Annotated in this window: 22 protein-coding genes, 2 tRNA genes and 1 other RNA gene; 19 read left to right on the top strand and 6 right to left on the bottom strand. The window is 70.0% G+C overall.

The genetic code is table 11. From position 1 onward, the window contains the following. The first annotated feature begins 94 nt into the window (after positions 1-94). The gene (locus tag ACZ6MZ_RS00390) at positions 95-850 is read left to right on the top strand and encodes a GntR family transcriptional regulator (protein ID WP_469348890.1); all 756 of its coding nucleotides are present in this window, start codon (positions 95-97) and stop codon (positions 848-850) included. A gap of 97 nt (positions 851-947) precedes the next feature. Further along, positions 948-1,721 (top strand): hypothetical protein, encoded by a 774-nt coding sequence (locus ACZ6MZ_RS00385; protein WP_469348888.1) that lies wholly within the window; start codon positions 948-950, stop codon positions 1,719-1,721. A gap of 15 nt (positions 1,722-1,736) precedes the next feature. Here ACZ6MZ_RS00385 and ACZ6MZ_RS00380 read toward each other — a convergent pair whose 3' ends face one another. Next, positions 1,737-2,495, bottom strand: coding sequence for a glycosyltransferase family 2 protein (locus ACZ6MZ_RS00380; protein WP_469348886.1), 759 nt, complete (start codon positions 2,493-2,495; stop codon positions 1,737-1,739). A 5-nt stretch (positions 2,496-2,500) separates the two neighbouring features. After that, entirely contained in the window at positions 2,501-3,289 is a 789-nt protein-coding gene (locus ACZ6MZ_RS00375) for a GntR family transcriptional regulator (RefSeq protein WP_469348885.1), read from the bottom strand. Positions 3,290-3,560: 271 nt separating this feature from the next. Between ACZ6MZ_RS00375 and ACZ6MZ_RS00370 the strand changes: the two genes are divergently transcribed. From ACZ6MZ_RS00370 to ACZ6MZ_RS00320, 11 genes are all read left to right on the top strand, one after another. After that, a complete protein-coding gene (locus tag ACZ6MZ_RS00370) occupies positions 3,561-3,848 on the top strand; it encodes a hypothetical protein (protein WP_469348883.1) in 288 nt (95 codons plus the stop codon). Continuing rightward, positions 3,845-4,810 (top strand): DUF2637 domain-containing protein, encoded by a 966-nt coding sequence (locus tag ACZ6MZ_RS00365; protein WP_469348881.1) that lies wholly within the window; start codon positions 3,845-3,847, stop codon positions 4,808-4,810. The genes ACZ6MZ_RS00370 and ACZ6MZ_RS00365 overlap by 4 nt, the downstream gene beginning before the upstream one ends. A gap of 170 nt (positions 4,811-4,980) precedes the next feature. Beyond that, positions 4,981-7,113, top strand: coding sequence for a cell division protein FtsK (locus ACZ6MZ_RS00360; RefSeq protein ID WP_469349611.1), 2,133 nt, complete (start codon positions 4,981-4,983; stop codon positions 7,111-7,113). A 162-nt stretch (positions 7,114-7,275) separates the two neighbouring features. Beyond that, positions 7,276-7,506: a hypothetical protein gene (locus ACZ6MZ_RS00355; RefSeq protein ID WP_469348879.1), complete on the top strand. Its 231-nt coding sequence runs from the start codon at positions 7,276-7,278 to the stop codon at positions 7,504-7,506. 28 nt (positions 7,507-7,534) lie between these two features. Beyond that, a complete protein-coding gene (locus ACZ6MZ_RS00350; protein WP_401912988.1) occupies positions 7,535-7,729 on the top strand; it encodes a hypothetical protein in 195 nt (64 codons plus the stop codon). 38 nt (positions 7,730-7,767) lie between these two features. Beyond that, on the top strand, positions 7,768-8,013 hold the full coding sequence (locus ACZ6MZ_RS00345) for a hypothetical protein (protein WP_469348877.1): 246 nt from the start codon (positions 7,768-7,770) through the stop codon (positions 8,011-8,013). Between the two features lie 102 nt (positions 8,014-8,115). After that, the gene (locus ACZ6MZ_RS00340) at positions 8,116-8,778 is read left to right on the top strand and encodes a hypothetical protein (protein WP_469348875.1); all 663 of its coding nucleotides are present in this window, start codon (positions 8,116-8,118) and stop codon (positions 8,776-8,778) included. Beyond that, complete coding sequence (locus ACZ6MZ_RS00335; RefSeq protein WP_469348873.1) at positions 8,778-9,098, top strand: DUF6303 family protein; 321 nt, start codon at positions 8,778-8,780, stop codon at positions 9,096-9,098. The genes ACZ6MZ_RS00340 and ACZ6MZ_RS00335 overlap by 1 nt, the downstream gene beginning before the upstream one ends. Before the next feature lie 184 nt (positions 9,099-9,282). Continuing rightward, positions 9,283-11,253 carry a YfjI family protein gene (locus ACZ6MZ_RS00330; protein WP_469348872.1) on the top strand — a complete coding sequence of 657 codons (1,971 nt, stop codon included), beginning with the start codon at positions 9,283-9,285 and terminating at the stop codon, positions 11,251-11,253. Positions 11,254-11,515: 262 nt separating this feature from the next. Continuing rightward, a complete protein-coding gene (locus ACZ6MZ_RS00325) occupies positions 11,516-11,755 on the top strand; it encodes an excisionase family DNA-binding protein (RefSeq protein ID WP_384334882.1) in 240 nt (79 codons plus the stop codon). 10 nt (positions 11,756-11,765) lie between these two features. Then, complete coding sequence (locus ACZ6MZ_RS00320) at positions 11,766-13,052, top strand: tyrosine-type recombinase/integrase (RefSeq protein ID WP_469348869.1); 1,287 nt, start codon at positions 11,766-11,768, stop codon at positions 13,050-13,052. Between the two features lie 146 nt (positions 13,053-13,198). On the opposite strand, the gene ACZ6MZ_RS00315 is transcribed toward ACZ6MZ_RS00320, so the two are convergent. Further along, positions 13,199-13,286: transfer RNA gene (locus ACZ6MZ_RS00315), tRNA-Ser, on the bottom strand. A gap of 71 nt (positions 13,287-13,357) precedes the next feature. On the opposite strand from ACZ6MZ_RS00315, the gene ffs reads away from it, so the two are divergent. The 6 genes from ffs to ACZ6MZ_RS00285 all read left to right on the top strand — a co-directional run bounded on the left by ffs (position 13,358) and on the right by ACZ6MZ_RS00285 (position 22,491). After that, positions 13,358-13,456, top strand: an RNA gene (gene ffs, locus ACZ6MZ_RS00310) — signal recognition particle sRNA small type. 51 nt (positions 13,457-13,507) lie between these two features. Further along, positions 13,508-15,757 carry a DNA polymerase III subunit gamma and tau gene (locus ACZ6MZ_RS00305; protein WP_469348868.1) on the top strand — a complete coding sequence of 750 codons (2,250 nt, stop codon included), beginning with the start codon at positions 13,508-13,510 and terminating at the stop codon, positions 15,755-15,757. Between the two features lie 72 nt (positions 15,758-15,829). Further along, entirely contained in the window at positions 15,830-17,080 is a 1,251-nt protein-coding gene (gene purD, locus ACZ6MZ_RS00300) for a phosphoribosylamine--glycine ligase (protein ID WP_384334892.1), read from the top strand. A 437-nt stretch (positions 17,081-17,517) separates the two neighbouring features. Next, positions 17,518-19,296: a M48 family metalloprotease gene (locus ACZ6MZ_RS00295; RefSeq protein ID WP_469348866.1), complete on the top strand. Its 1,779-nt coding sequence runs from the start codon at positions 17,518-17,520 to the stop codon at positions 19,294-19,296. Positions 19,297-19,946: 650 nt separating this feature from the next. Further along, complete coding sequence (locus ACZ6MZ_RS00290; RefSeq protein WP_384334898.1) at positions 19,947-21,404, top strand: N,N-dimethylformamidase beta subunit family domain-containing protein; 1,458 nt, start codon at positions 19,947-19,949, stop codon at positions 21,402-21,404. A 187-nt stretch (positions 21,405-21,591) separates the two neighbouring features. Continuing rightward, positions 21,592-22,491 carry a phosphoribosylaminoimidazolesuccinocarboxamide synthase gene (locus ACZ6MZ_RS00285; protein ID WP_389785796.1) on the top strand — a complete coding sequence of 300 codons (900 nt, stop codon included), beginning with the start codon at positions 21,592-21,594 and terminating at the stop codon, positions 22,489-22,491. 63 nt (positions 22,492-22,554) lie between these two features. On the opposite strand, the gene ACZ6MZ_RS00280 is transcribed toward ACZ6MZ_RS00285, so the two are convergent. The 3 genes from ACZ6MZ_RS00280 to ACZ6MZ_RS00270 all read right to left on the bottom strand — a co-directional run bounded on the left by ACZ6MZ_RS00280 (position 22,555) and on the right by ACZ6MZ_RS00270 (position 24,643). Continuing rightward, positions 22,555-22,627, bottom strand: a tRNA-Gly gene (locus ACZ6MZ_RS00280). A 22-nt stretch (positions 22,628-22,649) separates the two neighbouring features. After that, positions 22,650-23,336 carry a response regulator gene (locus ACZ6MZ_RS00275; RefSeq protein WP_469348865.1) on the bottom strand — a complete coding sequence of 229 codons (687 nt, stop codon included), beginning with the start codon at positions 23,334-23,336 and terminating at the stop codon, positions 22,650-22,652. Further along, positions 23,336-24,643 (bottom strand): sensor histidine kinase, encoded by a 1,308-nt coding sequence (locus tag ACZ6MZ_RS00270; RefSeq protein ID WP_469348863.1) that lies wholly within the window; start codon positions 24,641-24,643, stop codon positions 23,336-23,338. The genes ACZ6MZ_RS00275 and ACZ6MZ_RS00270 overlap by 1 nt, the downstream gene beginning before the upstream one ends. Positions 24,644-24,679: the final 36 nt, after the last annotated feature.

Below are 24,679 nucleotides of genomic sequence, written 5' to 3'. Positions count from 1 at the left end.
TCCTTGGGGTAAGGACACGAGCCCCCCGTCGCCGCAGGATCACCTTAAGTGAAGGTAGTTAACTAGATTAGACCTAGTGGACTAGATTTTCCATATGCGTGAGCAACCGCCCTACCTCCGGATCGCCGACGTGCTGCGGCAGCGCATCGCTGACCAGGAGTGGACACCGGGAGACCGGCTCCCGTCCCGTGCTCAACTCGCACAGGAATGCGGGGTCGGCGAGAACGTCATTCGCCGCGCGCAGGAGCTGCTGATCTCCCTGGGAGTCCTGGAAGGCCGTACGGGATCGGGCACGTACGTCGCCGAACCGCGCGAACGCCTCCGGATGGTCCGCTCGCAGTACCGCGAGCAGCGCGGAGGATCACCGTTCCGCGCCGACATGGCGTCGCTCGGCAAGCGCGGTACGTGGGAGAGCCGTACTGACGCGAAGGTCCCGGCCCCGGCGGACATCGCCGCGCGCCTCGGCATCCCCGAGGGAGATCTCTGCGTCCGTACGGCGTACGAGTTCCTGGTCGACGGCAAACCGGCTCAGGTGTCGACCAGTTGGGAACCGTACGAGATCACATCCGGCACGCTGATCGTGCTACCCGAGGGCGGACCGTACGGCGGCGCGGGAGTAGTCGACCGCATGGCCGAGATCGGCATCACGGTCAGCCACGTCGTGGAGCAGCCGGAGCCCGGACAGGCCAGCGCCGAGGAGGCGACGCTCCTCGGCGTACAGCGGGGCGCCCTCGTCACGCGCATCCGGCGGACGTACTACAGCGACGATTCACGCCCGGTAGAGACGGCGGACATCGTCATCCCGGCCGCTACCTGCGAGATCGTTTATGAAGTGTCCGTTCGTGGCTGAACCGGCTCGCCTCGGCCTATAAGTTCGGAGGCCGAGGCATCCAACCACGCACGCCTCGCGATCTGCCCACATTCGTTGTCCCTGGGGGGATATATCCATGCGCCATGTTCGTCTGAGATCTCTGTACGTCGCTGCGGCCTCACTGGCGCTTCTGCCCCTGTCTGCCGCCTGTTCCGGATCCGAGGGCATCGACCCCACATCGGCCGACAGTCCGCGGTCCGCTACCGCACCGGCAGAGGAGCATTCACTCACAGCAGCGGAGTTGAAGGGCGCGCTGCTGACGGAGGAAGAGGCGACGGGCTTCGACATCACGCTTACCGAGACGGTCAAAGGAGCCGGCGGTGAGTGGGACGACCCCACCACGGTCAAGCCTGCGGCGTGCAAGGTCCTCTGGAATGCTGAAAAAAAGGGATTCGGAGAGACGGCTGCCGCCAATTCGATCCTCTACCCTGCTTCGAACTCAATCGACGCCCGCGAGACGTTGCTTGCCACCTATCCCGCAGACGCGGCGCGGGCCCGGATGACGTCGCTCCGTAAGTCGCTGGCCGCCTGTGGGGAATTCGAGACCAAGAACCAGTACGGGCAGTCGTCGGAAAAAACAGTCGAGTTGGAGGCGCCAGAACTCGGCGATGAGGCAATCCGCTTCCGGACAGCCGGGCAGGTGAAGACCGCCACGGTGAACAACGGACAGATCCACCGCCTGACCACTGTGGTGCGCACTGGAAATGTCGTGACAAGGTTCAGAAGCGACGTGACGTTGGGCGATTCCATCAAACCCAATCAAGTGGCCCGCTTCATCCCCAAGCCCGACGATGCCTTGATCGCCGCCCAGATCGCAAAGGTGGAAGAGGCGATACGGGCAAGTTCGTGAGCCTCCGAGCGGGGCTCAGCCGGTGACCGGATAGTTCCACCGCAGGTACGAGAGCGCCCGCGCCCGCGCCTCCACCACTGCCATGCGGGCATCCCGTTCCGCCGGGTCGGTGTGTGCGGCCTGGCCCGTCGCCTGGCCAGGCCACTTGCGGTACAGGAGCCCCACCTCCGGTGAGAACCAGCCGCGGCTGACCGAGTCCAGCGCGAGCAGCAGCCCCGTGTCCTCCGAGGCCGGCAGGGCCATCCACCCACCGAGAGCCAGCACCAGGTCCCGGCGCGCGAAGAGCGTCGCCGGGTGGACCTGTGCCCGGTAGTTGTTCGCCGACCAGTACTCGGCCACCGCGCCACGCTCGATCGGACCCGCGTCGGGATCCCCCTCGAAGCCGACGGTCGAGCCGTCCGGCAGCAGATCCAGCACCCGCGATGTCGCCCAGCCGAGCGTGGGGTCGGCTTCGAGCGCCGCCAGGTCACGGACCAGTGCCCCCGCCGACAACTGATCGTCGGCGTCCAGGACCTTCACGTACTCGCCGTCCGCGTGCGCGAGCGCCAACGTACGGGCAGTGCCAGGACCGCCGGGACGCCCCTGCCTGAAGGTCACGCGCGGATCGTCGGGTACGTATGGTGCGACCTCATCGCTCCGGCCGTCCTCCTGGATCAGCCAGTGCCACTCCCACCCATCGGGCAGCTCCTGCTCGCACAGGGACTTGTACGCGTCCGGCAGGAAGTGGGCGGACGGCGCGTGCACGGCGGTAATGACGATGATGCGCCGACTCACGGCACTCACCACCTTTCCAGGGGAGTGGTGAAGAGCATTTCCGTACGGTCACCGGGCAGCGTGACGTCGGACATCTCCACGACGCGGCCATTGAGGTCGAACGAGGTCTTCCGGAGCAGGAGGACCGATGTCCCGGGCGGGAGCTCAAGCTCCTCCGCCTCTTCGGGAGTCGGCGGCCGGGCCGTTACGCGCTCTTCGATGCGGTCCAGCTCGATGCCGACCGAGAGCAGCTGGTTCTGCGTACCCCCCGGCCACGGTTCATTGGCCGCGTCCAGAAGGTCGGGGTTCGACTCGACCAGCGCACGGATGAGGTACGAGGTGACCAAGGCGAACGGTGCGGTCTCGGCGGCGTATCGCGTCCGATAGTTGCGCTCCACGAGGGCGCTGCCCTCAGGAACTCCGAGCGCCTCGGCGATCTCTTTGTCCGCTTTGGTCTCGCGGTACGCCGCGTGGAACACGAGGTCGTCCACCTCAAGGCCGGTGTCGTGCTCCGTAGAGCCCGTCTCCAGTCGCTTGGCTTCCGGCTCCCGCGCCCGGTCTTTCTCCCACTGGTGGCGGTCATTCGTGCGCAGCACTCTCGTACGGGCCTTGCGGACGAAGTTCCCGCGGCCGTGCAGCTTCTCGATCAGCCCCTCGTCCCGAAGGAGCCTGAGCGCGTCACGGATCGTCGGGACGCTCCGCCTGTGGTCCTCGGCGAGCTTCGTCTCCGAGGGCAGGCGGTCGCCGGGCTTCAGCTCACCTGCGCGGATGGACTCTCGAAGCTCGTCCGCGATCCGCTCGTATGCCTTGGCCATGGGTGCTCACCGTCCTGTCGTGCAACCAAGCCCTGCTTGCCATATGGGGCGACAGGGCGGCTTGGCGCCAGCATACGACTCCTAAAGAGGTCTTGACGACTGGGGGAGAGATGCCTCATAGTCCTAGCTACTCCTAAAGAGGTCTTGAGGAGAAGACCTCTTGATGAGTTGCTTTGACGTGGCCGGCGACGGCGGTCGACGGGTCAGACGATGCCCGCCGGGCTGGCTTCGCCCATCCCATCCAGGACCAGGAGAGAAAGGTGAGGCCCCCATGCGTTCATACCTCCGCGGCCGGGCAGCCCACGGATTAGAGGAGCTGGAGACGCCGGATTCCGAGGACTTCCGCGACCTGTTCCTCGGCGAGTGCGGCGAGACCGCCGAGCAGCGGGAGGTCAGGAGGGCGGCGGCCCGCGATGTGCTGGTCGAGCTGCTTGAGCAGAGCGAGAACGATGAGATCGCCCTGCTCAACGCGCTGTACGCGGCTCAGCTCAGCGGTGTCGCGGCGCTGAGGAACATGGCTGGGGTGCTGCCGGCGGCGTGGACGAGGGCCGCCGCATGAGCCGACCGCCCGTGCCTCTCGCACTCAGCACGGTGGACAAGGCACTGCTCGGCATCGTGATCCCGACCGGCGGAGCGGTCGGCGGGCTCGGCCTTGTGGCCTCGTTCGGCTCCGTCTCCTCGGCCGCGGAGCGCTGGGGATTCAGCGAGGCGTGGATGCTCCCGGTGGGTATCGACCTGGCCATCCCGGTCTTCACTGCGGCCAATCTGCTGTTGATCCGGCTCGGCATGCCGTTGGCATGGGTTCGGTTCGTGCCCTGGGCGCTCACGCTGGTCACTTGCTGGCTGAACGTCGCGGCCGGGACCTCGGTCTCGGCGAAGGTCGCCCACGGATCGATGCCGCTGCTGTGGGTCGTGCTCAGCGAGGTCGCGGCGCACGTCTACGCCGTCCGCATCGGGGTGGCGACCGGGGCTCGGATGGAACGCATCCGACGCTCGCGGTGGCTGTTCGCGCCCCGTACGACGCTGATGCTGTGGCGTCGGATGGCGCTCTGGGAGACGACCGACTATCGCGAGGCTCTGGCTCTGGAGAAGCAACGGCTTCTCGTTCGAGCCGAGTTGCGCGAGAGCTACGGTCGGGCCTGGCGACGCAGGGCTCCGTACCGCGATCTGGTGCTGCTCAAGCTGGGCGAACTGGCACCGGAGGGCTACCTCCCGACCGACGACGACGAAGACCAGCCCGACCCGATGGCGGCGGTGGACCGTGAGTCGGCCTCGGAGCCGAAAGTCCGGGCGCGTTGGAAGGCGAAGGCACAGAAGTACCGCCCGCGCATGACGTGGGACGAGGCGATCAAGAAAGCCCGTGAGGAAACGGCGACTTGGCCCTACGACCGCCTGGACGCCGAGCCCATCCGCAAGGCCGTCGGCTGTGGCCAGGACCGCTCGCGCCAACTGCGCGACGTACTCAGGTCCGAGCGCCGCGCGGCGGAAGCCGAACCGGAACCGGCCGCGGCTGTGGTCTGACACAGACCGACCCAACGCGCACATGTACCTGATTCGAACTGAGGTCCGGCCGCTGCTTTGGCGGGTAGGGCCGGGCCTCAGCCTCCCTCCCTATCCGGAAGGAAGTGCCAGTGAAGCACGAGGATCACGACGACCAGGAGCGCGAACTCTTCGCGCGGTTGGAGAAGGAGATGAGCGTCGGCAAGCCCGGGTCGGAGCAGTCAGCCCCGGCCGGGGCCCCGACCAAGTCGGCCGACTCCCACACGACCGAACACGGCGAACACGATGACCCTGACGCGACAGTCATGGTCGACCGCCCCGGCGGATCGTCGGGCCCCAGGCTGATGGATCGGGTACGCGGCGCGAAGCGGCGCGCGGTCGTCCCGGCCTGGGCCAAGTCCCGGACCGAGTTCACCAGCGCGAGCAAGGGCGTGGCCGCGTACGCGTGGCACGTCACCGCGTACCACGCGATCCGTACACCGTGGTACTCCCTGCGTCTCGTACTACAGGCGCCACGGGGCATGTCCCGGTTCGTCGGCGGCTCGCTGCGGTGGATGGCGGACGCCGAGGGCGGACCGCTCCGCCAGTCGGCGGCCACGAACGACGACATCGACGACTATCTGAAGCTCTGCCGGCAGCGGGATCGTCGGGTGCGGTGGCGTACGGTCGTCGCCGTCCTCGCCTCGATCGTCGGGCCGACCACGGCGCTGACCTTGTACGTTCTGGCCCCGGCCTGGCTGCTCGCCCTCACCTGCACGGCCGCCACTCTCGCGCTGGGCTGGCTGGGTCAAGCCGCCGACGCTCCGGTCATCAACAGGGCTGTGGAAATCCCCAAGGCCACCAAGCTGACGAGCGACATCGTGTTGCGCGCACTGGGATCGATCAGCATCCCTGCCATCAACCAAGCCCAGTCCAAGGGCGATCCGGGCTTCACCTTCACCGCGCCCATCACCCGGGACGGTCCGGGGTGGCTGGCCGTGGGGGACCTGCCGTACGGCGTCACCGTGACGGACGTCGCCGACCGGCGCGACAAGCTGGCCTCGGGACTCCGGCGCCCGCTGGGATGCGTGTGGCCGGAGGCCGTCCCGGACGAACACACCGGCCGACTCCGGCTCTGGGTCGGGGATCAGGACATGTCCCAGGCCGACCAGGCGCCGTGGACGCTCGCGAAGTCCGGCAGCACGGATCTCTTCAAGCCCGTGTCCTGGGGAACTGACCAGCGCGGACGGTGGGTCGGCGTCACGCTCATGTTCATCGCCGGTGTCATCGGTGCCATCCCGAGGATGGGCAAGACGTTCCTGCTCCGGCTGCTGCTGCTCATCGCCGCGCTCGACCCTCGGGCCGAACTCCACACGTACGACCTGAAGGGCACCGGCGACCTGGACTCGGTCGGTGACCGTGTCGCGTACCGACACCGGGCCGGTGAAGAAGACCCGGACATCGAGTACGCCATCGCGGACCTGCGAGAACTTCAGGGTGAGCTGCGGAGGCGGGCCAAGGTGATCCGCTCACTGCCCCGGGACATCTGCCCCGAGTCGAAGGTGACCACCGAACTGGCCTCCAAGCGCTCCCTCGGCCTCCACCCGATCGTGATCGGGGTGGATGAGTGTCAGGTCTGGTTCGAACACCCCACGCATGGTGGGGAGTTCAAGGACATCTGCACCGACCTGGTCAAGCGCGGACCGGCCACCGGAATCGTTCTGCTGCTGGCCACGCAGCGACCGGACAAGGACAGCATCCCGACGGCCATCAGCGCCAACGCCTCGGCCCGCTGGTGCCTGAAGGTCATGGGCCAGATCGAGAACGACATGGTCCTCGGTACCGGCGCGTACAAGCGCGGCGTGCGCGCGAGCATGTTCGCCTGGGGCGACAAGGGCATCTGCTACTTCCTCGGCGAAGGCTCGGACGCCCGTATCGTCCGCTCGGCGTTCATCGACGCCGTACAGGCCGACCGGATCGCGCTCCGCGCACGCGCACTACGAGAGCGCGCCGGCACCCTCGCCGGGCACGCGCTCGGCGAACAGCCCGCGTCGAATGCCGCCGCTTCGTACGACCTACTGGCCGATCTCTGCGCCGCGGTTCCCTCCGACAAGCCGAAGCTCTGGAACGAGGCCGTTGTCCCGCGCCTCGCCGAACTCCGGCCGGAGGTCTACGGCGAGTGGACCCCGGAGCAGCTGACCAGCGCGCTGAAGCCGTACGGCATCCGCACCGCGCAGGTATGGGGCACCACCGAGGACGGCAAGGGCGCTAACCGCCGTGGCATCAAGCGCGCCGACATCCTCACGGCGATCACGAAACGTGACGGGAAGGCGGAAGCGGCTTAGCCGTTCGCGCCGCTGGACCTAGCGGGGAGCCCCGCTAGGTCTAGCACCCCCGCTAGCAGCAAAGACCAACTCTGAGCTGGCAACTAGCCCCTAGCAGCCTGCCTGACTCAGGCCCTGATTCCTGCCCTGGGAGGGGTTGCCATGCCTTCTCTGCTCTCCGCTATGCCCATCCTCATATTCTTCACGCTCTGCTACGGGCTGATGTGTGCCGCGAGTCCGTACGGCGCCTGCCGCAAGTGCAAGGGCTGGGGCCACAGGATCCATCAGACGCGCAGCGGACGGCTCAAGCGCGGTCGCCAGTGCAGGCGCTGCTACGGCTACGGCAGGCGCCTCCGGATCGGCCGACGCCTCTACAACAGCGCCGCTCGCCTCCACCACGACGGCACCCGCTGATCACAAACAGCTTCTGGAGGCCACGCCCATGTTCCTGACCATCTCCGCTCTCGCGCTGCTCGGGCTCCTGCTGGCGCTGCTCCTGCGCTTCAAGGCCGTCGGTATCGGGGCCGCCGTCGTCGCCGTGCTCTTCGGCTTCTACCTCTCCCGCACCGGAGCCGCCGAGTCGATCGACCAGATCATGACCGCGCTCGCCGATGCCGTGCGCGATCTCGGCAACTGACCCAGATCTCACCCATCCCGCTGAGAGGAATCCCGCCCATGTCCGAGCAGTACGCCACCGCCCTGCCCCAGATCTCGCTGATGGCCGCCGGTGAACTCCGGGACGCTCTTGAGGCCATCGGCGAGGGCCGCGGCCCCGCCGCCGTCGCCTCGCTGATGGCCATCGACTCCGTCTCCTGGCAGACGATCGAGCAGCGTCTCGCCGTCGTCGTGGGCAGCGACCTCCGGACACTTCTGCTGGCGTCCGCCGGCGGCACCACCACGGCGCAGCAGTTCATCGGCTGACGGTCCCCTGTGCGGCTCCAACTCCCCTCATCCCGGCAGGAGGTGGAGCCGTGCAGAGGACCGGACAGACCGGCCGGCCCGCGCCCGACACGGAGGATCTCCATGCCCAAACCGACCCCCACGTGGTTCGACACCCTGACCGCGAGTGTGCATGCCCTCGGTGCCGCCGCCCGCGAATACCGAACCGCCCACCAGACGGCGGGCACCGCCTCATGGAACGTCGATCCCACCCGAGTGCTCCCCATCAACGGCAAGCTGAGCGTTCCCGAGAGGGACTTCGTGCGTCCTCAGGACGATGCCGTATGGCGGCTCGGTGAGCTGTACGGCAGCCTGCGCGACACGACGAAGAAGTTGTACGAGAACACGGCGCAGGCGTACGCGTACGGCACCGCCGCGGCCGTGCAGTCCGTACTCAACGGCGAGCGTCCGCCGTACATCGAGCTGGGACGTCGCGACAGCCGTTACGTGCTGCCTGCCGGTCCCCTTCCCGATATGCAGGACGGGCTCAGCCGGTGGACCGGAAGCGAGCGGCTCGCCAGCTTGCGGCAGCGGGTGCTGGAGAAGGAGCACGCCCTCGCATACGTCTCCGACTTCGCGTTCTATGAGGACCTGGCGGAGTACGAGAGCGCCGATCTCGCCCATGCCTCCGAGCATGCCGCAGGGCTGGCGGACAGTGCGTACGCCTATGGCGAGGCGGCCGAAAGCGCCCTGCACTTCGTGCTTCTCACCGCAGCGACCAACCCGGCTTCCGGGGGAGCCCGATGATGCAGGAGATCCCCCTGCTCACCGCGCAAATGGGCCGTACCGGGTACGGCTCTCACTGGGCTGTCTATGTCGTTCTCCCGGGCGAGAGCCCGTGGCCGGAGGAGCTGCTCCTCGCCGACAGGGGCATCCCCAGCGTCAACGACCGCACCGCCGCCCTCAAACGGCTCGGCTATGTCCCGTTCAGGACGTGCCCGTACTGGGACTGGATCGAGACGGAGAACCCGCGGGACACGGAATCCCCGGTCCGGCTGATCGCCACCTTGGCCGTTGTCCCAGCGAAGTCCGAGCAACCCGCAGAAGACCTCTCCCTGCCCTTGTAACTGCGCCCGGGGCAGCGGTCGACGGGTCAAAGACGCCCGCTGCCCCGGTTCCTCCCATCCCATCCACGGAACCAGGAGGTGCCCTCAGAATGCCCCACATCCGCCGCGCCCGCGTAGTCGCCCTGGTGAACGTACGCGGCCCCCGCCGGACCGCTGGCACCTCTTGCATGCGAAAGGCCGCAAGGTGACCAGCCCCTTCCCCTCCGACGACACACAGACGGAACCGCCGAACGATCTGGACGCCGAACAGGCGGCGCTCGGCTCCATGCTTCTCTCTCGCGACGCGATCATCGAGGTCGCAGCGATCCTCGCCCTCGATGACTACTACCGGCCGGCGCACGCGACCATCCACGCGGCGATCACGGCCATGCACACCTCGGGCCTACCGGTCGACCCGATCACCGTCGCTGCGTATCTGCGCGATGCCGGAGATCTTCAGCGCGTCGGTGGAGCGAGCTACCTGCACACTCTCGTCCAGGCCACGCCCACCGCGGCGAACGGCTCGTACTACGCCCAGATTGTCACCGACGTCGCCAAGCAGCGCCGTCTCATCGAGACCGGCACCCGGCTGATCGCGCACGGCCGCCGAGACGCGGCGGGTACTGACCAAATCGCCGCCCAGGCCGCCGAGGAACTGGCCACGATCCGGGCAACAGACCGATGGCCGGCCCCGATCCCGCTCGGCACGCACGCGGCTCTGCCCGTCTTTCCGGTATCCGCTCTGACGCCATGGATGGCGGAACATGTGGCCGCCGTAGCCGAGTTCACCCAGACCCCGCCGGACCTCGGCGCCACCATGGCGCTCGCCGCCGTCTCCACGGCAGCGGGCGGGCGGGTGCATGTAGAGATTCGGCCCGGCTGGCGTGAGCAGTCCAATCTCTACCTCGTCTGCGCGATGCCTCCCGCCTCCCGGAAGTCCGACGTGTTTGCCGCCATGACGGAGCCGATCTACGACGTCGAACGCCAGCTTCAGGAAGAGTCCCGCGCCCGGATCATCGAGGCCGAGACGGCGAAGGAAGCGGCACTCGCCGAGGCCGACGGGCTGATGGCCAGAGCACGTAAGCCCGGTGACGGCATGGACCGCAACGCCCTGGTAGCCGAAGCATCCGCGGCCAAGCTGCTCGCCGAGGAGATCGCCGTACCACCGAGGCCGCGCCTGACCGTCTCCGGCGACATCACGCCCGAGCCCCTCGCGCAGCAACTCGCGGTCCACCGATGCCTGGCCGCGCTGTCCCCCGAAGGCGACCTCTTCGACATCATCGCGGGACGCTACAGCGCGAAGCCGAACCTCGGCGTCTTCCTCCAGGCCCACAAGGGCGAACGGCTCCAGACGGACCGCATCACCCGCGAACAACCCAGCGTCGACAAACCTGCGCTCACCATCGGCGTCACGCCCCAACCCGCAGTCCTCCAAGACCTGGCCGGCGCCCCCGGTGCCCGTGACCGAGGACTGCTCGCACGCTTCCTGTACGCGCTGCCCGCCTCGAACCTCGGCTACCGCAAGACCCGCACCACCCCTGTACCCGAGGCCGTCGTCCAGCGCTACCACGCGCGCCTGTCCGGCCTCCTCCACACGCTCTACGCCCTCCCAGAACCGGTCACGGTCCCACTCACCGCCCAAGCAGACCGAGCAGTAGAAGCACTCCAAGACCGGCTCGAAGTCGCCCTGCGCCCGGAACAGCCCCTCGCCCATCTCCTCGACTGGGCAGGCAAACTCGTCGGCCACACGGCCCGAGTCGCGCTGCTGCTCCACCTCGCCGACCGGATCGCCGACGACCGATGGGGCCAACCAGTCCCCGACCAAACGATCAACCGCGCGGCGGAGATCGCCGACTACTACACCCAGCACGCCCTGGCCGTCTTCGACCTGATCGGCTCCGACCCCGCAACCGAGGCCGCACAGACCATCCTCGGCTGGCTACGGCGCCCGCGGACGGACGGGACATGGCGTACGACGATCAAGCGCCGCGACGCCGTAGCCGCCTCCCGCCGCTTCCGCACGGTCACCCAGGTCGAACCGGCGCTCACGCTGCTCGAATCCCACGGATACCTCCGCGCCGACGCACCGGCCAGGACCGGCCGCGCAGGCCAGCCGGCCACGGCCACGTACCGCGTCCACCCCTCCCTCCAGGAGGGCACCGCCGATGCCCGCTGACCGTCAGCAACGTCAGCACAATCCACTGACCTGCACAAACCACGGCCGACACAAGGTCAGCAGGAGTCAGCACCGTCAGCGCGCCCTCACCCCGCCGCTGACACGGCTGACACCCGCTGACACCCGTCAGCACGCCGAAACCGCTGGTCAGCGCATTCCGCTGACGCTGCTGACACCCCCCACCACGCCCGTGACACCGCAGGCCACCCCGAATCCCGGGCAACCCCACGCGACGTACTCCTGTGAGCCGGAGGAGCGAGCCATGAACGATGACTCAAGCCCCGCGGTGCTCAGCACCTATGACCCCACGCTGGTCCTGCTGACCGTGGAAGAGGCAGCACGGCGCCTGTGTATCGGCCGGACGCTCTGCTACCACCTCATCGGTTCCGGTGAGTTGGAGTCGATCCCCATTGGCCGACTGCGCCGTGTCCCCGTGGAAGCCGTGCACAACTACGTCGACCGCCGCCGCGAGGCCAACCAGTGTGCAGCAACCGCCGCCTGAAAGGACGACTGTGGAAGACAAGAAGAAGCGCACTCGCCAGCCCAACGGCGCGTCGTCCATCTACCTCGGTAAGGACGGGAAATGGCACGGCCGCGTGACGGTCGGCGTGCGGCCCGACGGTAAGCCGGACCGTCGGCACATCGAGCGGAAGACCCGCGCTGAGGTCACGGCGGCTGTCCGTGAGCTGGAGCGTCAGCGCAAGGACGGCAAGGTGCGGAAGGCGGGGCAGCAGTGGACCGTCAAGACGTGGCTTGAGCACTGGGTACAGAACATCGCGAAGAAATACGTGAGCGAGAACAGCTTCGACGGTTACGAAGTGGATGTCAGAGTCCACCTCGTGCCCGGTCTCGGGGCACACAAGCTGGAGCGGCTGGAGCCGGAGCACCTCGAAGACTTTTACGAGCGGATGCAGAAGAGCGGCAGCGCCGCAGGAACAGCCCACCACGCTCACCGGACGATCCGGGTCGCACTGGGCGAAGCCGTCCGTCGCGGGCACGTCACCAAGAACGTCGCTGAGATCGCCAAGGCCCCGAGCCTCGATGAGGAGGAGATCGAGCCGTACACCATCGAGGAGATTCAGAGCCTCCTGTTGGAGGCGTCGAAGCTCCGCAACAGCGCCCGCTGGGTCATCGCCCTGGCACTCGGCCTGCGCCAGGGCGAAGCGCTCGGGCTGATGTGGGAAGACGTGTACCTCGACGCCGGGTACATCCGCATCCGGAAGAATCGCCTGCGCCCGCGGTACGAGCATGGTTGTGGTGACAAGTGCGGCCGGAAGCCCGGCTACTGCCCGGAGCGCAGGCAGATCCGCCGGGAGTTCAAGAAGACCAAGTCCCGTGCCGGCCGTCGGACCATCGGACTCCCGAGCCCGCTCATCAAGTTGCTCAGCATGCACATGGAGGAACAGGCACGAGAGAAGAAGGAAGCCGGTGAGCTGTGGGAGGAGAAGGGGTACGTCTTCGCGCAGCCGACCGGCGGACCGCTCATCCCGAACACGGACTACCACCGCTGGAAGCAACTCCTGGAGGACGCCGGCGTACGGGACGGGCGCCTGCACGATGCGCGTCACACCGCCGGGACCGTGCTGCTCCTGCTCGGCGTTCCCGATGTGGTCGTGGACGCCATCATGGGATGGGAGCCGGGCGGCTCAGCACGGATGAGGGCCCGGTACATGCACGTCACCGGACCCATGCTGAAGAGCGTCGCGCAGCAGGTCGGTGAAGTGCTCTGGGGCCCCGCGCCGGAGGCGAGCGAAGACAGCGGAGACGGCTCGAACGAGGGGCCCTCAGACCGCAACTGAGACGGAAACTGAGACGGAAGATCACGAAGGGCCCGCCGCGTCGCCGCGTGTGATGTCTCACCGCCCGGTCTCGGACCTGTACGCGAAGAAGGCCCTGACCAGCCGAAACTGGTCAGGGCCTTCTTCGTATTGCCCGGTGAGAGCAATGGCGGAGGATACGAGATTCGAACTCGTGAGGGGTTGCCCCCAACACGCTTTCCAAGCGTGCGCCCTAGGCCTCTAGGCGAATCCTCCGCGGCAAACAATACAAGACGCGGGGGAGTGCTCGCGAACTCGTTCGCGCCTCCGGCATCGGGTACTGTGTGCGGAGCCCCTCACGTGGCGCTATCTGACTGAACTCCCCCAGGGCCGGAAGGCAGCAAGGGTAGGTTGGCTCTGGCGGGTGCGTGGGGGGCGCTTGCGTTGGGGGTGGTGGTATGGGGGCGTTGTCGTAGGGGGCCTATATCGTCGTAGGTGTGTCGTCCCTTGCGCTCTACCGCCGCTACCGCCCCGAGTCATTCGCCGAGGTCATCGGGCAGGAGCATGTCACTGACCCGCTGCAGCAGGCCCTGCGGAACAACCGGGTCAATCACGCGTACCTGTTCAGTGGGCCGCGCGGCTGTGGGAAGACGACCAGTGCGCGCATCCTCGCGCGGTGTCTGAACTGTGAGCAGGGGCCCACGCCGACCCCGTGCGGGACGTGCCAGTCCTGTCAGGACCTGGCCAGGAACGGGCCGGGGTCGATCGATGTCATCGAGATCGACGCCGCGTCGCACGGTGGCGTGGACGACGCCCGTGATCTGCGCGAGAAGGCGTTCTTCGGGCCCGCGAGCAGCCGGTACAAGATCTACATCATCGACGAGGCGCACATGGTCACCTCGGCGGGCTTCAATGCCCTGCTGAAGGTGGTCGAGGAGCCGCCGGAGCATCTCAAGTTCATCTTCGCGACCACCGAGCCCGAGAAGGTCATCGGCACGATCCGGTCGCGTACACACCACTATCCGTTCCGGCTGGTCCCGCCGGGGACGCTGCGCGACTATCTCGGTGAGGTGTGCGGGCAGGAGGGGATCCCGGTCGCGGACGGGGTGCTGCCGCTGGTCGTGCGGGCCGGTGGGGGGTCCGTGCGTGACTCGATGTCCGTCATGGACCAGCTGCTCGCGGGCGCGGCCGAGGACGGTGTGACGTATGCCATGGCGACGGCCCTGCTCGGATATACGGACGGGTCGCTGCTCGATTCGGTGATGGACGCCTTCGCGGCGGGCGACGGCGCCGCGGCGTTCGAGATCGTGGAGCAGGTCATCGAGGGCGGCAACGACCCGCGGCGCTTTGTCGCCGATCTGCTGGAGCGGCTGCGTGACCTGGTCATCCTGTCCGCCGTGCCGGATGCCGGGGAGAAGGGGCTGATCGACGCCCCCGCCGATGTCGTCGAGCGGATGCAGGCCCAGGCGTCGGTCTTCGGTGCGGCCGAGCTGAGCCGGGCGGCCGATCTGGTCAACACCGGGCTGACGGAAATGCGCGGGGCCACGTCGCCCCGGCTGCAGCTGGAGCTGATCTGCGCGCGGGTGCTGCTGCCTGCGGCCTTCGACGACGAGCGTTCGGTACAGGCGCGGCTCGACCGGCTGGAGCGGGGTGCGGCGGCCGCGTCCTCGGCCGGGGCCGCCGCCTTCTCGGCCGGTGGCCCCGGGCCCGCGATGGGGTACGCGCCCGGCCCGACGATGGGGTACGTGCCCGGACCCGAGGCACACGCTCCCGCTCCCGTGCCGGCCGCTGCGCAGGGCGGCCCGCCTGCCGCGCCTCCTCCCGTACCCGAGCCCGCCGCCGCCGCACCCGTACCCGTATCCGCGCCCGAGCCCGCCGCGGAGCCGCAGCGGCCCGGTGCGTGGCCGGGCGCTGCCGCGCCGGACGCCGGTCGCCGTCCCGGTGGGTGGCCCACCGCATCGACGCCGGGGCAGGGACCGGGGCAGGGCCGTCCGCCCGCCGCCCCCTCCCCGGCCGCGCCGGAACCCGCTGCCCCCGCTGCCGCCGCGCCGGGCCCCGGCCTGACGCAGGGCGCCGGTCAGGTACGGAACATGTGGCCGGACATCCTGGAGGCCGTGAAGAACCGCCGGCGCTTCACCTGGATCCTGCTCAGTCAGAACGCGCAGGTCGCGGGGTTCGACGGGACGACGCTCCAGGTCGGCTTCATCAACGCGGGCGCCCGCGACAACTTCACGAGCAGCGGCAGCGAGGACGTGCTCAAGCAGGCGCTGTCCGAGCAGTTCCACGTGCAGTGGAAGATCGAGGCGATCGTCGACCCGTCGGGTGGCACCCCGCCACCGCCCCAGACAGGCGGCGGAGGCGGATTCGGCGGTGCCGGTGGCGGCGGGTACGGCGGCGGTGGCGGAAACGGTGGAGGGAACGCCGGTGGGTACGGCGGCCGCCCCGCGGCCCCCGCTCCTGCCCCGTCCCCCGCGTCGCAACGTCCCTCCCCGCAAGCCCCGACCGGCACGTCGCCGTCGGCGCCCGCATCCCAGGCACCCGCCGCCCCCGCCTACACCCCGGCGCGATCCGAACCGCCCAGGGCGGACAGCAGGCCCGCCGCGCCCCCGCCGCCTCCACCAGTAGCTCCGGAGGACGACACCCCGGAGGAGGACGATCCGGACCTCGTCGACTCCGCGCTCTCCGGCCATGACCTGATCGTGCGCGAGCTGGGCGCGACGATTGTGGAGGAATATACGAACGACTAGGCGGCCGGTTCTGGGTGGCCCGTACAAGGCCCGCACACGGAAGGGCGCCCTGGCCGGGCTAGGCTGCCTCTCGTGAAGGTCCTTGTCATCGGCGGCGGCGCCCGCGAACACGCCCTGTGCCGCTCTCTCTCCCTCGACCCCGACGTGACCGCTCTGCACTGCGCGCCCGGCAACGCCGGCATCGCCGACGTCGCCGAGCTGCACCCGGTGGACGCCCTGGACGGCGCGGCCGTGGCCCGCCTCGCCGCCGAGCTGGAGGCCGGTCTCGTCATCGTCGGGCCCGAGGCGCCGCTCGTGGCGGGGGTCGCCGACGCCGTACGCGACGCGGGCATCCCCTGCTTCGGCCCGTCCCGGGAAGCGGCGGAGCTGGAGGGCTCCAAGGCCTTCGCCAAGGACGTGATGGCCGCGGCGAACGTTCCGACGGCCCGTAGCTATGTCTGCACCACGCCGGAGCAGATCGACGACGCGCTGGACGCCTTCGGCGCGCCCTACGTCGTCAAGGACGACGGTCTCGCCGCCGGCAAGGGTGTCGTCGTGACCGACGACATCGCCGCGGCCCGCGAGCACGCGCTCGCCTGCGGCCGTGTCGTCATCGAGGAGTTCCTCGACGGCCCCGAGGTCTCGCTCTTCGCGATCACCGACGGTGTGACGGTCCTTCCGCTGCAGCCCGCGCAGGACTTCAAGCGCGCCCTCGACAACGACGAAGGCCCCAACACGGGCGGCATGGGCGCGTACTCCCCGCTTCCGTGGGCCGACCCCAAGCTGGTGGACGAGGTCATGGAGACCGTCCTCCAGCCCACGGTCGACGAACTGCGGCGCCGCGGTACGCCCTTCTCCGGGCTGCTGTACGCCGGTCTCGCGATCACCAGCCGCGGGGTACGGGTCATCGAGTTCAACGCCCGCTTCGGCGACCCGGAGACCCAGGTGGTCCTGGCCAGGCTGAAGACCCCGCTGGCCGGCGTCCTGCTCGGGGCCGCCGAGGGAACGCTCGCGGACCTGCCCCCGCTGACCTGGCGCGACGACGCCGCGGTCACGGTCGTCGTCGCCTCGCACAATTACCCGGACACCCCGCGTACGGGTGACCCGATCGAGGGACTGGACGAGATCGCGGCGCAGGACGCCCCCGACGCGTACGTCCTGCACGCCGGAACCCGGCTGGACGGCGGCACGGTCGTGAGCGCCGGCGGCCGCGTGCTGTCGGTGACCGCGACGGGCAAGAACCTGACGCAGGCCCGCGAGCGGGCGTACACGGCGCTGGGCCGCATCAGCCTGTCCGGCTCCCAGCACCGTACGGACATCGCCCGCGAGGCCGCGGAAGCCTGATCCCGAGGGCTGAGGGCTGAGGGCTGAGGGCTGAGGACTGAGGACTGTGGACCGTGGACGACCGGCCGGGGCTGCTCCGGCCGGTCGTCCTCGTTCCGTGCCCTGCCCCGGCCCTGCCCCCTCCAGCCGCGCTCCATCCGCGCTCCGCGGGTCCGGAAGCGTATGACATACGCCAGCGCCCGCAAGGGCTGGAGCCGTGACCCGCTCGCCTCCCACCGGAAAACCGAGCCCGGAACCCAGCCGCGTCAGCAGCTTTGACCAGAGCCATTCCATCGGGTGACGGATGGGCTATCCGGATGACGCGTCTCCCGGGTCCAACTAGGGTGCGGCGCAAGCAGTCCGGCACTTGGCCCACCGGCATTGCGATGTCGGTGGCGGGTGCCACAGTGGGGGAGTGAGCTACACCGCCGCGGGGGCAGAGGGGGTGAGGTCCGACGATGTCCGATTCCGGTTCCGGTATCGGTGACGAGCTGGGCGCTCAGGGCGCCCGTGTCCGAGCTCTCGCCGTGCTGCGTATCCGCGGCAGGGCGTTGGCGGTGGCTCTGCTGCCCGCGGCCGTCGCCGTCGTCCTGCTCGTCGGCGGGGCCACAGGCCGTATCGGTGGCGCCGGTTGGGACACCGCCCGCTGGGTCGTGACGGCCGTGGCGGTGGTCGTGCTGCTGCTCGGCGGCGCCGTCGCGGCCGTGATCGCCCGTGCCAGGCCCGCCCTCAGCCCCACCGTCCCGGTCACGGAGCGGGCGGCGCCCGATCTCTACCGGCTGGTCCGCGACCTCGCGGAGCGGCTGGAGGTGCCCGTCCCCTCCGCCATAGCGCTCACCCCCGACTGCGACAGCTGGCTGGAGGACCGTACGCATCCGGCGCACACCCTCGCCGGCGGCGGCGGCCGCCGCAGACGGATCCCCGCCGCGCCCGTCCTCGTGATCGGCTCGCCCTTCCTGTGGTGGATGCGGGTCGCCGAGCTGCGCGCGGTGCTCGCTCCGGTCGTCGCCGGTACGGGGCCCTCCGCGCATCCCGACATAGCCGCCGCGCGCCGGTTCGTCCGCGGGCTGGACGCGGCGGTCGCCGTCACGTCCAGACCGGACCGGGGGCCGATACGCAGAGCGGCGTTCGGCTTCATCGGCGCTATCGCCCGGCTGCTGCTGCGGAGCTGCGCCGAGCATGCCGCCCAGATGGAGCGGGGCGTCGCGGCCGCCGGTTCCGAGCGCGCACAGGCGGTGGACTACGGCCTGCGGATCGTCGCCCAGGAGCAGGTCGGCCTCGCCTACGCGGGCTGGGACCGGCTGCTGACCCGGGTCGCGCTGCCCGCCTGGCGCATGGGCCGCTGGCCCTCCCGCCTGGACGCGGGCGTGGTGTCCGCCCTCACCGAACTCTCGCGCCGCGACCGCCTCGCCGAAGGGTTCACCTCCCGGCTCGGCGAGCGTCCCGCCTGCGATCTGCTCGAAGAGCCCGGCGCGGTCGACGAGGCCGCCTCCCTGCTTGCCGCCCGCCTCTTCCACGGCGGCCCGGCCGAGGCCGGCCCCGACTGGTCCCCGGTGGACTGGCAGCAGTATCCCGAAGAGGTCGTCGACCGTAAGTGGCGTACGGAAGCGGCCAGGCTGCACCGGGTCCTGGACGGTATGGGGGTACGGCGCTCCGTCGGCCCCTCGGGTGCCACCCTGGCCCCCGGGCCCACGCTGGCCCGCGTGATGGACCACCTCTCCCGACGCGACGACGGAACCAGCGGGCCGACCGGCGGACCCGGCGGGACCGGGGGGACCGGCCCGGGCGGCGGGACCGGCCCGGGCGGCGGGACCGGCCCGGGCGGCGGGACCGGCGGGTCCGGGGGGATCGGCGACGCCCTGGCCGCCGGTATCAGCGCCGAGCTGGCCCGCGAGGAGGCGGCGAACCCTCCCACGCCGGCCGAGGCCGCAGGCGACGCCCTCGCACTCTGGGGCACCGACCCGCTGCCCCTCTTCCCGCTCCAGCCGCCCCGCACCGGCCGTGAGCTGCTTGCGGACCATGTCACGGCGATGGTCTGCTGCTCCGCCGTCGATACGGCCGGGGCCGCCCCCGGCCTGGACTGGCTCGACGGCCCGACCCTCCTGGTCGACGGCGAGCGCCGGGTGGACCTGGGCGGGCACGTCCTCAGCCTGGTCGAGGAGGGCGACGCCGAGCCGCTGCGCTCCTGGCTGGCCTCGCTGGGCGTACGGGCGGAGAAACCCGTACGGCTCGTGTGAGCCCCGAGCCCGAGCCCCGAGCCCCGAGCCCCGAGCCCCGAGCCCCGAGCCTGAGCCCCGGACCCTGCTGCCGCAGCCCCGAGCCTGAGCCTGAGCCCAGGACCCTGCTGCCGCAGCCCTGGGCCTGAGCCCCGAGCCTGAGCTCCGGACCCTGCCCGCCGCAGCGCCGAGCCTGAGCCCCGAACCCCTGGCCCTGAGCCCCGAACCCCGCCGCCGCAGCCTCGAGCCTGAGCGCCGAGCCAGAGCCCTGACCCCCGAGCCCCGCCTCCCCGCGCCGCAGCCCCGATCCCCGCCTCCGCTCGCCGCCCCTCCACCCCCTCCGTTCTCCCCGCCCCCACGCGCCCCCCTCACCACACCCCGCACCCGAATTGGCACGTTCCGTTAAGACAATTCGCGACGAACGGTGACGGGCCGCGTGCGTTATGTGATGTGCTGGAGACCGGCGCTGACAGTCGGCCGCACCACCGACCACACCCCGGCCGGACCAACGGTCGTATCACCGGCGCGTCGACAGCCGCACGGACACCCGAAAGAACACCCGTAAGCACACCCGTACCAGCACTCGTTCCGACGCTCGTTCCAACGCCTGCGTCGACGCTTGCATCAATCGCCGTGCCAACTGTTGTCACGGGCTCGGAGGAGGGGCGCACATGGGGGCGGACCAGATCCGGCGATGGGAATCGGGCGCTCTCGCCCACGCGGTGAGTGATCCCTTCGGCCAAGGCCCGCTGCCCTGGCTGCGCGGCAGTGAGAACTACTTCGACGACACCGGCCACGTCGTGGCCTGGTACGCCGACCCGACCCAGGGCCGCGGCACCGGCGGCCCCCGTACCGCCGACGACGTACGCCGTCAGATCAAGGGCTTCGCGTCCACCGGCGCCGTCGCACCCGGCGAGGCGATCGACTTCCATGTCACCGTCGACCCGCCGCAGCAGTTCTTCGTCGACATCTACCGGATCGGGCACTACGGCGGCGACGGCGCCTTCAAGATAACCACCAGCCCACGGCTCTCGGGCATCGTGCAGCAGCCACCGCTCGCCGCCGACCGCACGCTCTCCTGCCATCACTGGTGGCTCTCCTGGCGGCTCCAGGTCCCGTCGTACTGGACCATCGGCGCCTATGTCGCCGTCCTCACCACCGTCGACGGCTACCGCTCCCACATCCCCTTCACCGTCCGCGACAGCCACCCCGCCGATCTGCTCCTGCTGCTGCCCGACATCACCTGGCAGGCGTACAACCTCTACCCCGAGGACGGCCACAGCGGCGCCAGCCTCTACCACGCCTGGGACGAGCAGGGCCGGCTCCTCGGCGAGGAGGACGCCGCGACCACGGTCTCCTTCGACCGCCCCTACGCGGGCGCGGGCCTGCCCCTCCATGTCGGTCACGCCTACGACTTCATCCGCTGGGCCGAGCGCTACGGCTACGACCTCGCCTACGCCGACACCCGCGATCTGCACGCCGGCCGCGTCGACCCCACCCGCTACCGGGGCCTGGTCTTCCCCGGCCACGACGAGTACTGGTCCGTCCCCATGCGCCGCACCGTCGAGCTGGCGCGCGAGCAGGGCACGTCCCTTGTCTTCCTCTCCGCCAACACGATGTACTGGCAGGTGGAGTTGGGGCCTTCCGCGTCCGGCGTCCCGGACCGCCTCCTGACCTGCCGCAAGCGCCGCGGCCCGGGACGCTCCGCGCTCTGGCGCGAGGTGGACAGGCCCGAGCAGCAGCTGCTCGGCATCCAGTACGCGGGCCGTGTCCCCGAGCCGCGCCCGCTGGTCGTACGGAACGCGGAGCACTGGCTCTGGGAATCCACCGGCGCGGCCGAGGGTGACGAGATCGAAGGACTGGTCGCGGGCGAGGCCGACCGCTACTTCCCCCGTACGGCCCTGCCCGAGCACCAGGACCGGATGCTGCTTGCGCACTCCCCGTACCGGGACAGCGAGAACGCCCTGCGCCACCAGGAGACCTCGCTCTACCGCGCGCCGTCCGGCGCCCTCGTCTTCGCCTCGGGGACCTTCGCCTGGTCCCCGAAGCTGGACCGCCCCGGCCATGTCGACCCCCGCGTCCAGCGCGCGACCGCCAATCTCCTGGACCGCATCTGCAAGCGGGACTGAGCACGACCCCGGGACCGAGCACGACCCTCCGGACCGGGCACGGCTGAAAAGGGAGCACGACCGAAGAGAAAGAGGGACCGAACGGGCGGGACTGACCAGGGCGTGCGGCACCCCTGCGAGCTGGTACTTCCGGCATACGGGAGAATCAAGGCGATCTTCAGATCGGACAGAACCACGGGGAGGAACCGTGTCCGGATTCGTCGAAAAGCCCGAACCTCTCGAGGTCCCGGGTCTGGTACATCTCCACACCGGCAAGGTGCGCGATCTGTACCGGAACGAGGCGGGCGACCTCGTGATGGTCGCCAGCGACCGTATCTCCGCGTACGACTGGGTGCTGCCCACCGAAATCCCCGACAAGGGCCGGGTCCTCACCCAGCTCTCGCTCTGGTGGTTCGACCTGCTCCAGGACCTCGTACCGAACCATGTGATCTCCACCGACCTCCCCGCCGGCGCCCCCGCCGACTGGGCCGGCCGTACCCTCATCTGCACCTCGCTCCGGATGGTCCCGGTGGAGTGCGTCGCCCGCGGCTATCTCACCGGCTCGGGCCTCGTCGAGTACGAGCAGTTCCGCACCGTCTGCGGACTCGCGCTGCCCGAGGGGCTGGTGGACGGCTCCGAGCTGCCCGCCCCGATCTTCACCCCCGCCACCAAGGCGGCCGTCGGCGACCACGACGAGAACGTGCCGTACGAGGAAGTGGCCCGTCAGGTCGGCGCGGAGGAAGCCGCCCTGCTGCGCCGGACCACGCTCGATGTGTACGGGCGGGCCCGCGACATCGCCCGCGACCGCGGAATCATCCTCGCCGACACCAAGTTCGAATTCGGCTTCGACGGCGACCGGCTGGTGATCGCCGACGAGGTGCTGACCCCCGACTCCTCGCGTTTCTGGCCGGCCGCCACCTGGGAGCCGGGTCATGCCCAGCCGTCGTACGACAAGCAGTACGTACGCGACTGGCTGACCTCCCCGGCCTCCGGCTGGGACCGCAAGAGCGAGCGGCCGCCGCCCGCGCTGCCGCAGGAGATCGTCGACGCGACCCGGGCGAAGTATCTGGAGGCGTACGAACTCCTCACCGGAACCAGCTGGCAGTAGCCCACGCGGCGAAGCAGACACGAAGAAGCCCCCGGTCAATTCGACCGGGGGCTTCTTCTTCTGAGCGGACGACCAGGTTCGAACTGGCGACCTCAACCTTGGCAAGGTTGCGCTCTACCAACTGAGCTACGTCCGCATGCGCCGTGGCGCGAGCACCACTATACCCAACCCCGCTCGCGTGCGAGACGCACTGCCGTATGCCGGTTCTCCGCCCCCAGTTTGGACGCGGCCGACGACAGATAGTTCCGTACGGTCCCCTGCGAGAGCGAGGCACGCTCCGCGATCTCCGCGATCGGCGCACCGTCCGCCGCCAGCTCCAGGACCTCGGCCTCCCGCACGGTCAGCGGCGAGTCACCGGCGGAGATCGCGTCGGCCGCCAACTCCGGGTCCACGAAGCGGTTCCCCGCGTGCACCGTACGGATGATCTCGGCGAGCTGGCGTGCGCTGACCGTCTTGGGTACGAAGCCCCGTACGCCCGCCGCCAGCGCTCGCTTCAGATGGCCGGGACGGCCATGACTGGTCACGATCATCGTCCGGCAGCCGGGCAGTTCGGCCCGGAGCGATGTGGCGACTTTCACACCGTCCGCGCCCGGCATCTGCAGATCGAGTACGGCCACATCGGGGCGGTGCGCCCGTGCCATCGCCAGCGCCTCGGGGCCGGAAGCCGCCTCGGCGACCACCACCAGATCGTCTTCGAGCGCGAGCAGCGCGGCGAGCGCGCCCCGGATCAGGTGCTCGTCGTCGGCGAGCAGGACGCGTACGGGGACGGGAGCGGGAATGGCCGAGGGAGGAGCGGTCAAGGGAGCGGCCAGCCGGGTGGGTTCGGGGGTAGCGGGTACGGACATCATGCCGCCACCTCCTTGCCGGGCGCGGCACCGGCCGGCCCGGACCCGTCGGCGACAGCGCCCCCGGACGAACCCTCGCCCCCGCGCCCCGCCGCCGGCAACGGCACCCTGGCCGTCAGCCGGAAGCGCCCGGCGCCCGCCCGCCCCGCGTCCAGCGTGCCGTTCAGCGCGCTCAGCCGCTCTCGCAGACCCGCGAGCCCGGAGCCCTTCCGCCCCTCACCGCCGGCCTCGTCGGCCGGCTCCGGCACGCCGTCGTTCTCGACGACCAGGATCGCCTCGCGCCCCTTCAGCTCCGTCAGCCGCACCGTGCAACGCCGCGCGTCCCCGTGCCGCAGCACGTTCGTCGTGGCCTCGCGCACCACCCACCCCAGGGTCGACTGGATCTCGGCCGACAGCCCCCTGCCGTCGTCGCCCTCGATCACGCATTCGATGCTGGCCGCCTTCAACACCCCCTGGGCTCCCTCCAGTTCGTTGTGCAGATCCGCCTCCCGGTAGCCGCGTACGACATCACGGATCTCCCGCTGCGACTCCCGGGCGATCCGCTGCACCTCGGACATCTGGGCCACGGACTCCGGCCGGCCGCGCTCGGCCAGCTGGACCGCCAGCTCGCTCTTCAGCGCGATCACCGCCAGATTGCGGCCCATGACATCGTGCAGATCGCGACCGAAGCGCAGCCGCTCCTCCGCGACCGCGAGCCGCGACTGCAGTTCGCCCGCCGCGTCCAGATCCCAGACGGCTTTGAGCAGCCAGGCGGAGAAGACATAGGTGAGGACGAGGCTCGAGCCGGTGGCGGCGACCCCGAGGGCGTTCCCGAAGACGTTCCGTCCCGCCAGCCCGAGCAGCAGACTGGCGGCCGCCACGGCGGCCGCCATACCCAGCACGGCATACGTCATCTGCGCCGCCGTGCGCAGGCCCAGCGCGATCGACCCCAGGCCGAAGCCCGCGAAGCCGCCCAGGGACAGGGCGTACACGGTGTTGTCGGGGATCGTGTCCGTACCGCGCAGCGCGAGGGCGGCGAAGAGGCCGGCCGTGGACAGCACCGCCACGGCCAGCACCAGCTTCACGGGCTGCTCGCGCCGGCCGAGCCGCCAGTCCAGGGCTCTGGCCTGGAGCGCGGTGCACAGCCCGGCATGCGCACAGACCAGCAGGAACAGCCAGCCGCCGAGCGGCCCCGTCTCGCGGGGGAGCGACGGGATGCCGATCGCCACCACCTCGATGACCCCGAAGAAGTGGAACGACCAGCGGGTGTAGAACTCGATCTTGACCGGCTTGCTCTTCCGGTGCCACCAGCCCGTCAGCGTGGCCATCCGCGTCCCCTCCCCGGTGTAACCGCCGCGGCGTGT

It is taken from the genome of Streptomyces sp. NPDC042201 (genome assembly GCF_055582185.1).
Note: the sequence above shows the minus strand (reverse complement) of the source record. Positions and strands in the feature narration are given on the sequence as shown.

Excerpts from the sequence above, each read along its gene's own strand:
- ACZ6MZ_RS00325 (WP_384334882.1), top strand. The coding sequence starts at position 11,516 with ATGAACGATGACTCAAGCCCCGCGGTGCTCAGCACCTATGACCCCACG.
- ACZ6MZ_RS00270 (WP_469348863.1), bottom strand. The coding sequence starts at position 24,643 with ATGGCCACGCTGACGGGCTGGTGGCACCGGAAGAGCAAGCCGGTCAAG.
- ACZ6MZ_RS00370 (WP_469348883.1), top strand. The coding sequence starts at position 3,561 with ATGCGTTCATACCTCCGCGGCCGGGCAGCCCACGGATTAGAGGAGCTG.
- ACZ6MZ_RS00365 (WP_469348881.1), top strand. The coding sequence starts at position 3,845 with ATGAGCCGACCGCCCGTGCCTCTCGCACTCAGCACGGTGGACAAGGCA.
- ACZ6MZ_RS00350 (WP_401912988.1), top strand. The coding sequence starts at position 7,535 with ATGTTCCTGACCATCTCCGCTCTCGCGCTGCTCGGGCTCCTGCTGGCG.
- ACZ6MZ_RS00355 (WP_469348879.1), top strand. The coding sequence starts at position 7,276 with ATGCCCATCCTCATATTCTTCACGCTCTGCTACGGGCTGATGTGTGCC.
- ACZ6MZ_RS00295 (WP_469348866.1), top strand. The coding sequence starts at position 17,518 with ATGTCCGATTCCGGTTCCGGTATCGGTGACGAGCTGGGCGCTCAGGGC.
- ACZ6MZ_RS00275 (WP_469348865.1), bottom strand. The coding sequence starts at position 23,336 with ATGTCCGTACCCGCTACCCCCGAACCCACCCGGCTGGCCGCTCCCTTG.
- ACZ6MZ_RS00360 (WP_469349611.1), top strand. The coding sequence starts at position 4,981 with ATGAGCGTCGGCAAGCCCGGGTCGGAGCAGTCAGCCCCGGCCGGGGCC.
- ACZ6MZ_RS00340 (WP_469348875.1), top strand. The coding sequence starts at position 8,116 with ATGCCCAAACCGACCCCCACGTGGTTCGACACCCTGACCGCGAGTGTG.
- ACZ6MZ_RS00375 (WP_469348885.1), bottom strand. The coding sequence starts at position 3,289 with ATGGCCAAGGCATACGAGCGGATCGCGGACGAGCTTCGAGAGTCCATC.
- ACZ6MZ_RS00385 (WP_469348888.1), top strand. The coding sequence starts at position 948 with ATGCGCCATGTTCGTCTGAGATCTCTGTACGTCGCTGCGGCCTCACTG.
- ACZ6MZ_RS00290 (WP_384334898.1), top strand. The coding sequence starts at position 19,947 with ATGGGGGCGGACCAGATCCGGCGATGGGAATCGGGCGCTCTCGCCCAC.
- ACZ6MZ_RS00390 (WP_469348890.1), top strand. The coding sequence starts at position 95 with ATGCGTGAGCAACCGCCCTACCTCCGGATCGCCGACGTGCTGCGGCAG.
- ACZ6MZ_RS00335 (WP_469348873.1), top strand. The coding sequence starts at position 8,778 with ATGCAGGAGATCCCCCTGCTCACCGCGCAAATGGGCCGTACCGGGTAC.
- ACZ6MZ_RS00345 (WP_469348877.1), top strand. The coding sequence starts at position 7,768 with ATGTCCGAGCAGTACGCCACCGCCCTGCCCCAGATCTCGCTGATGGCC.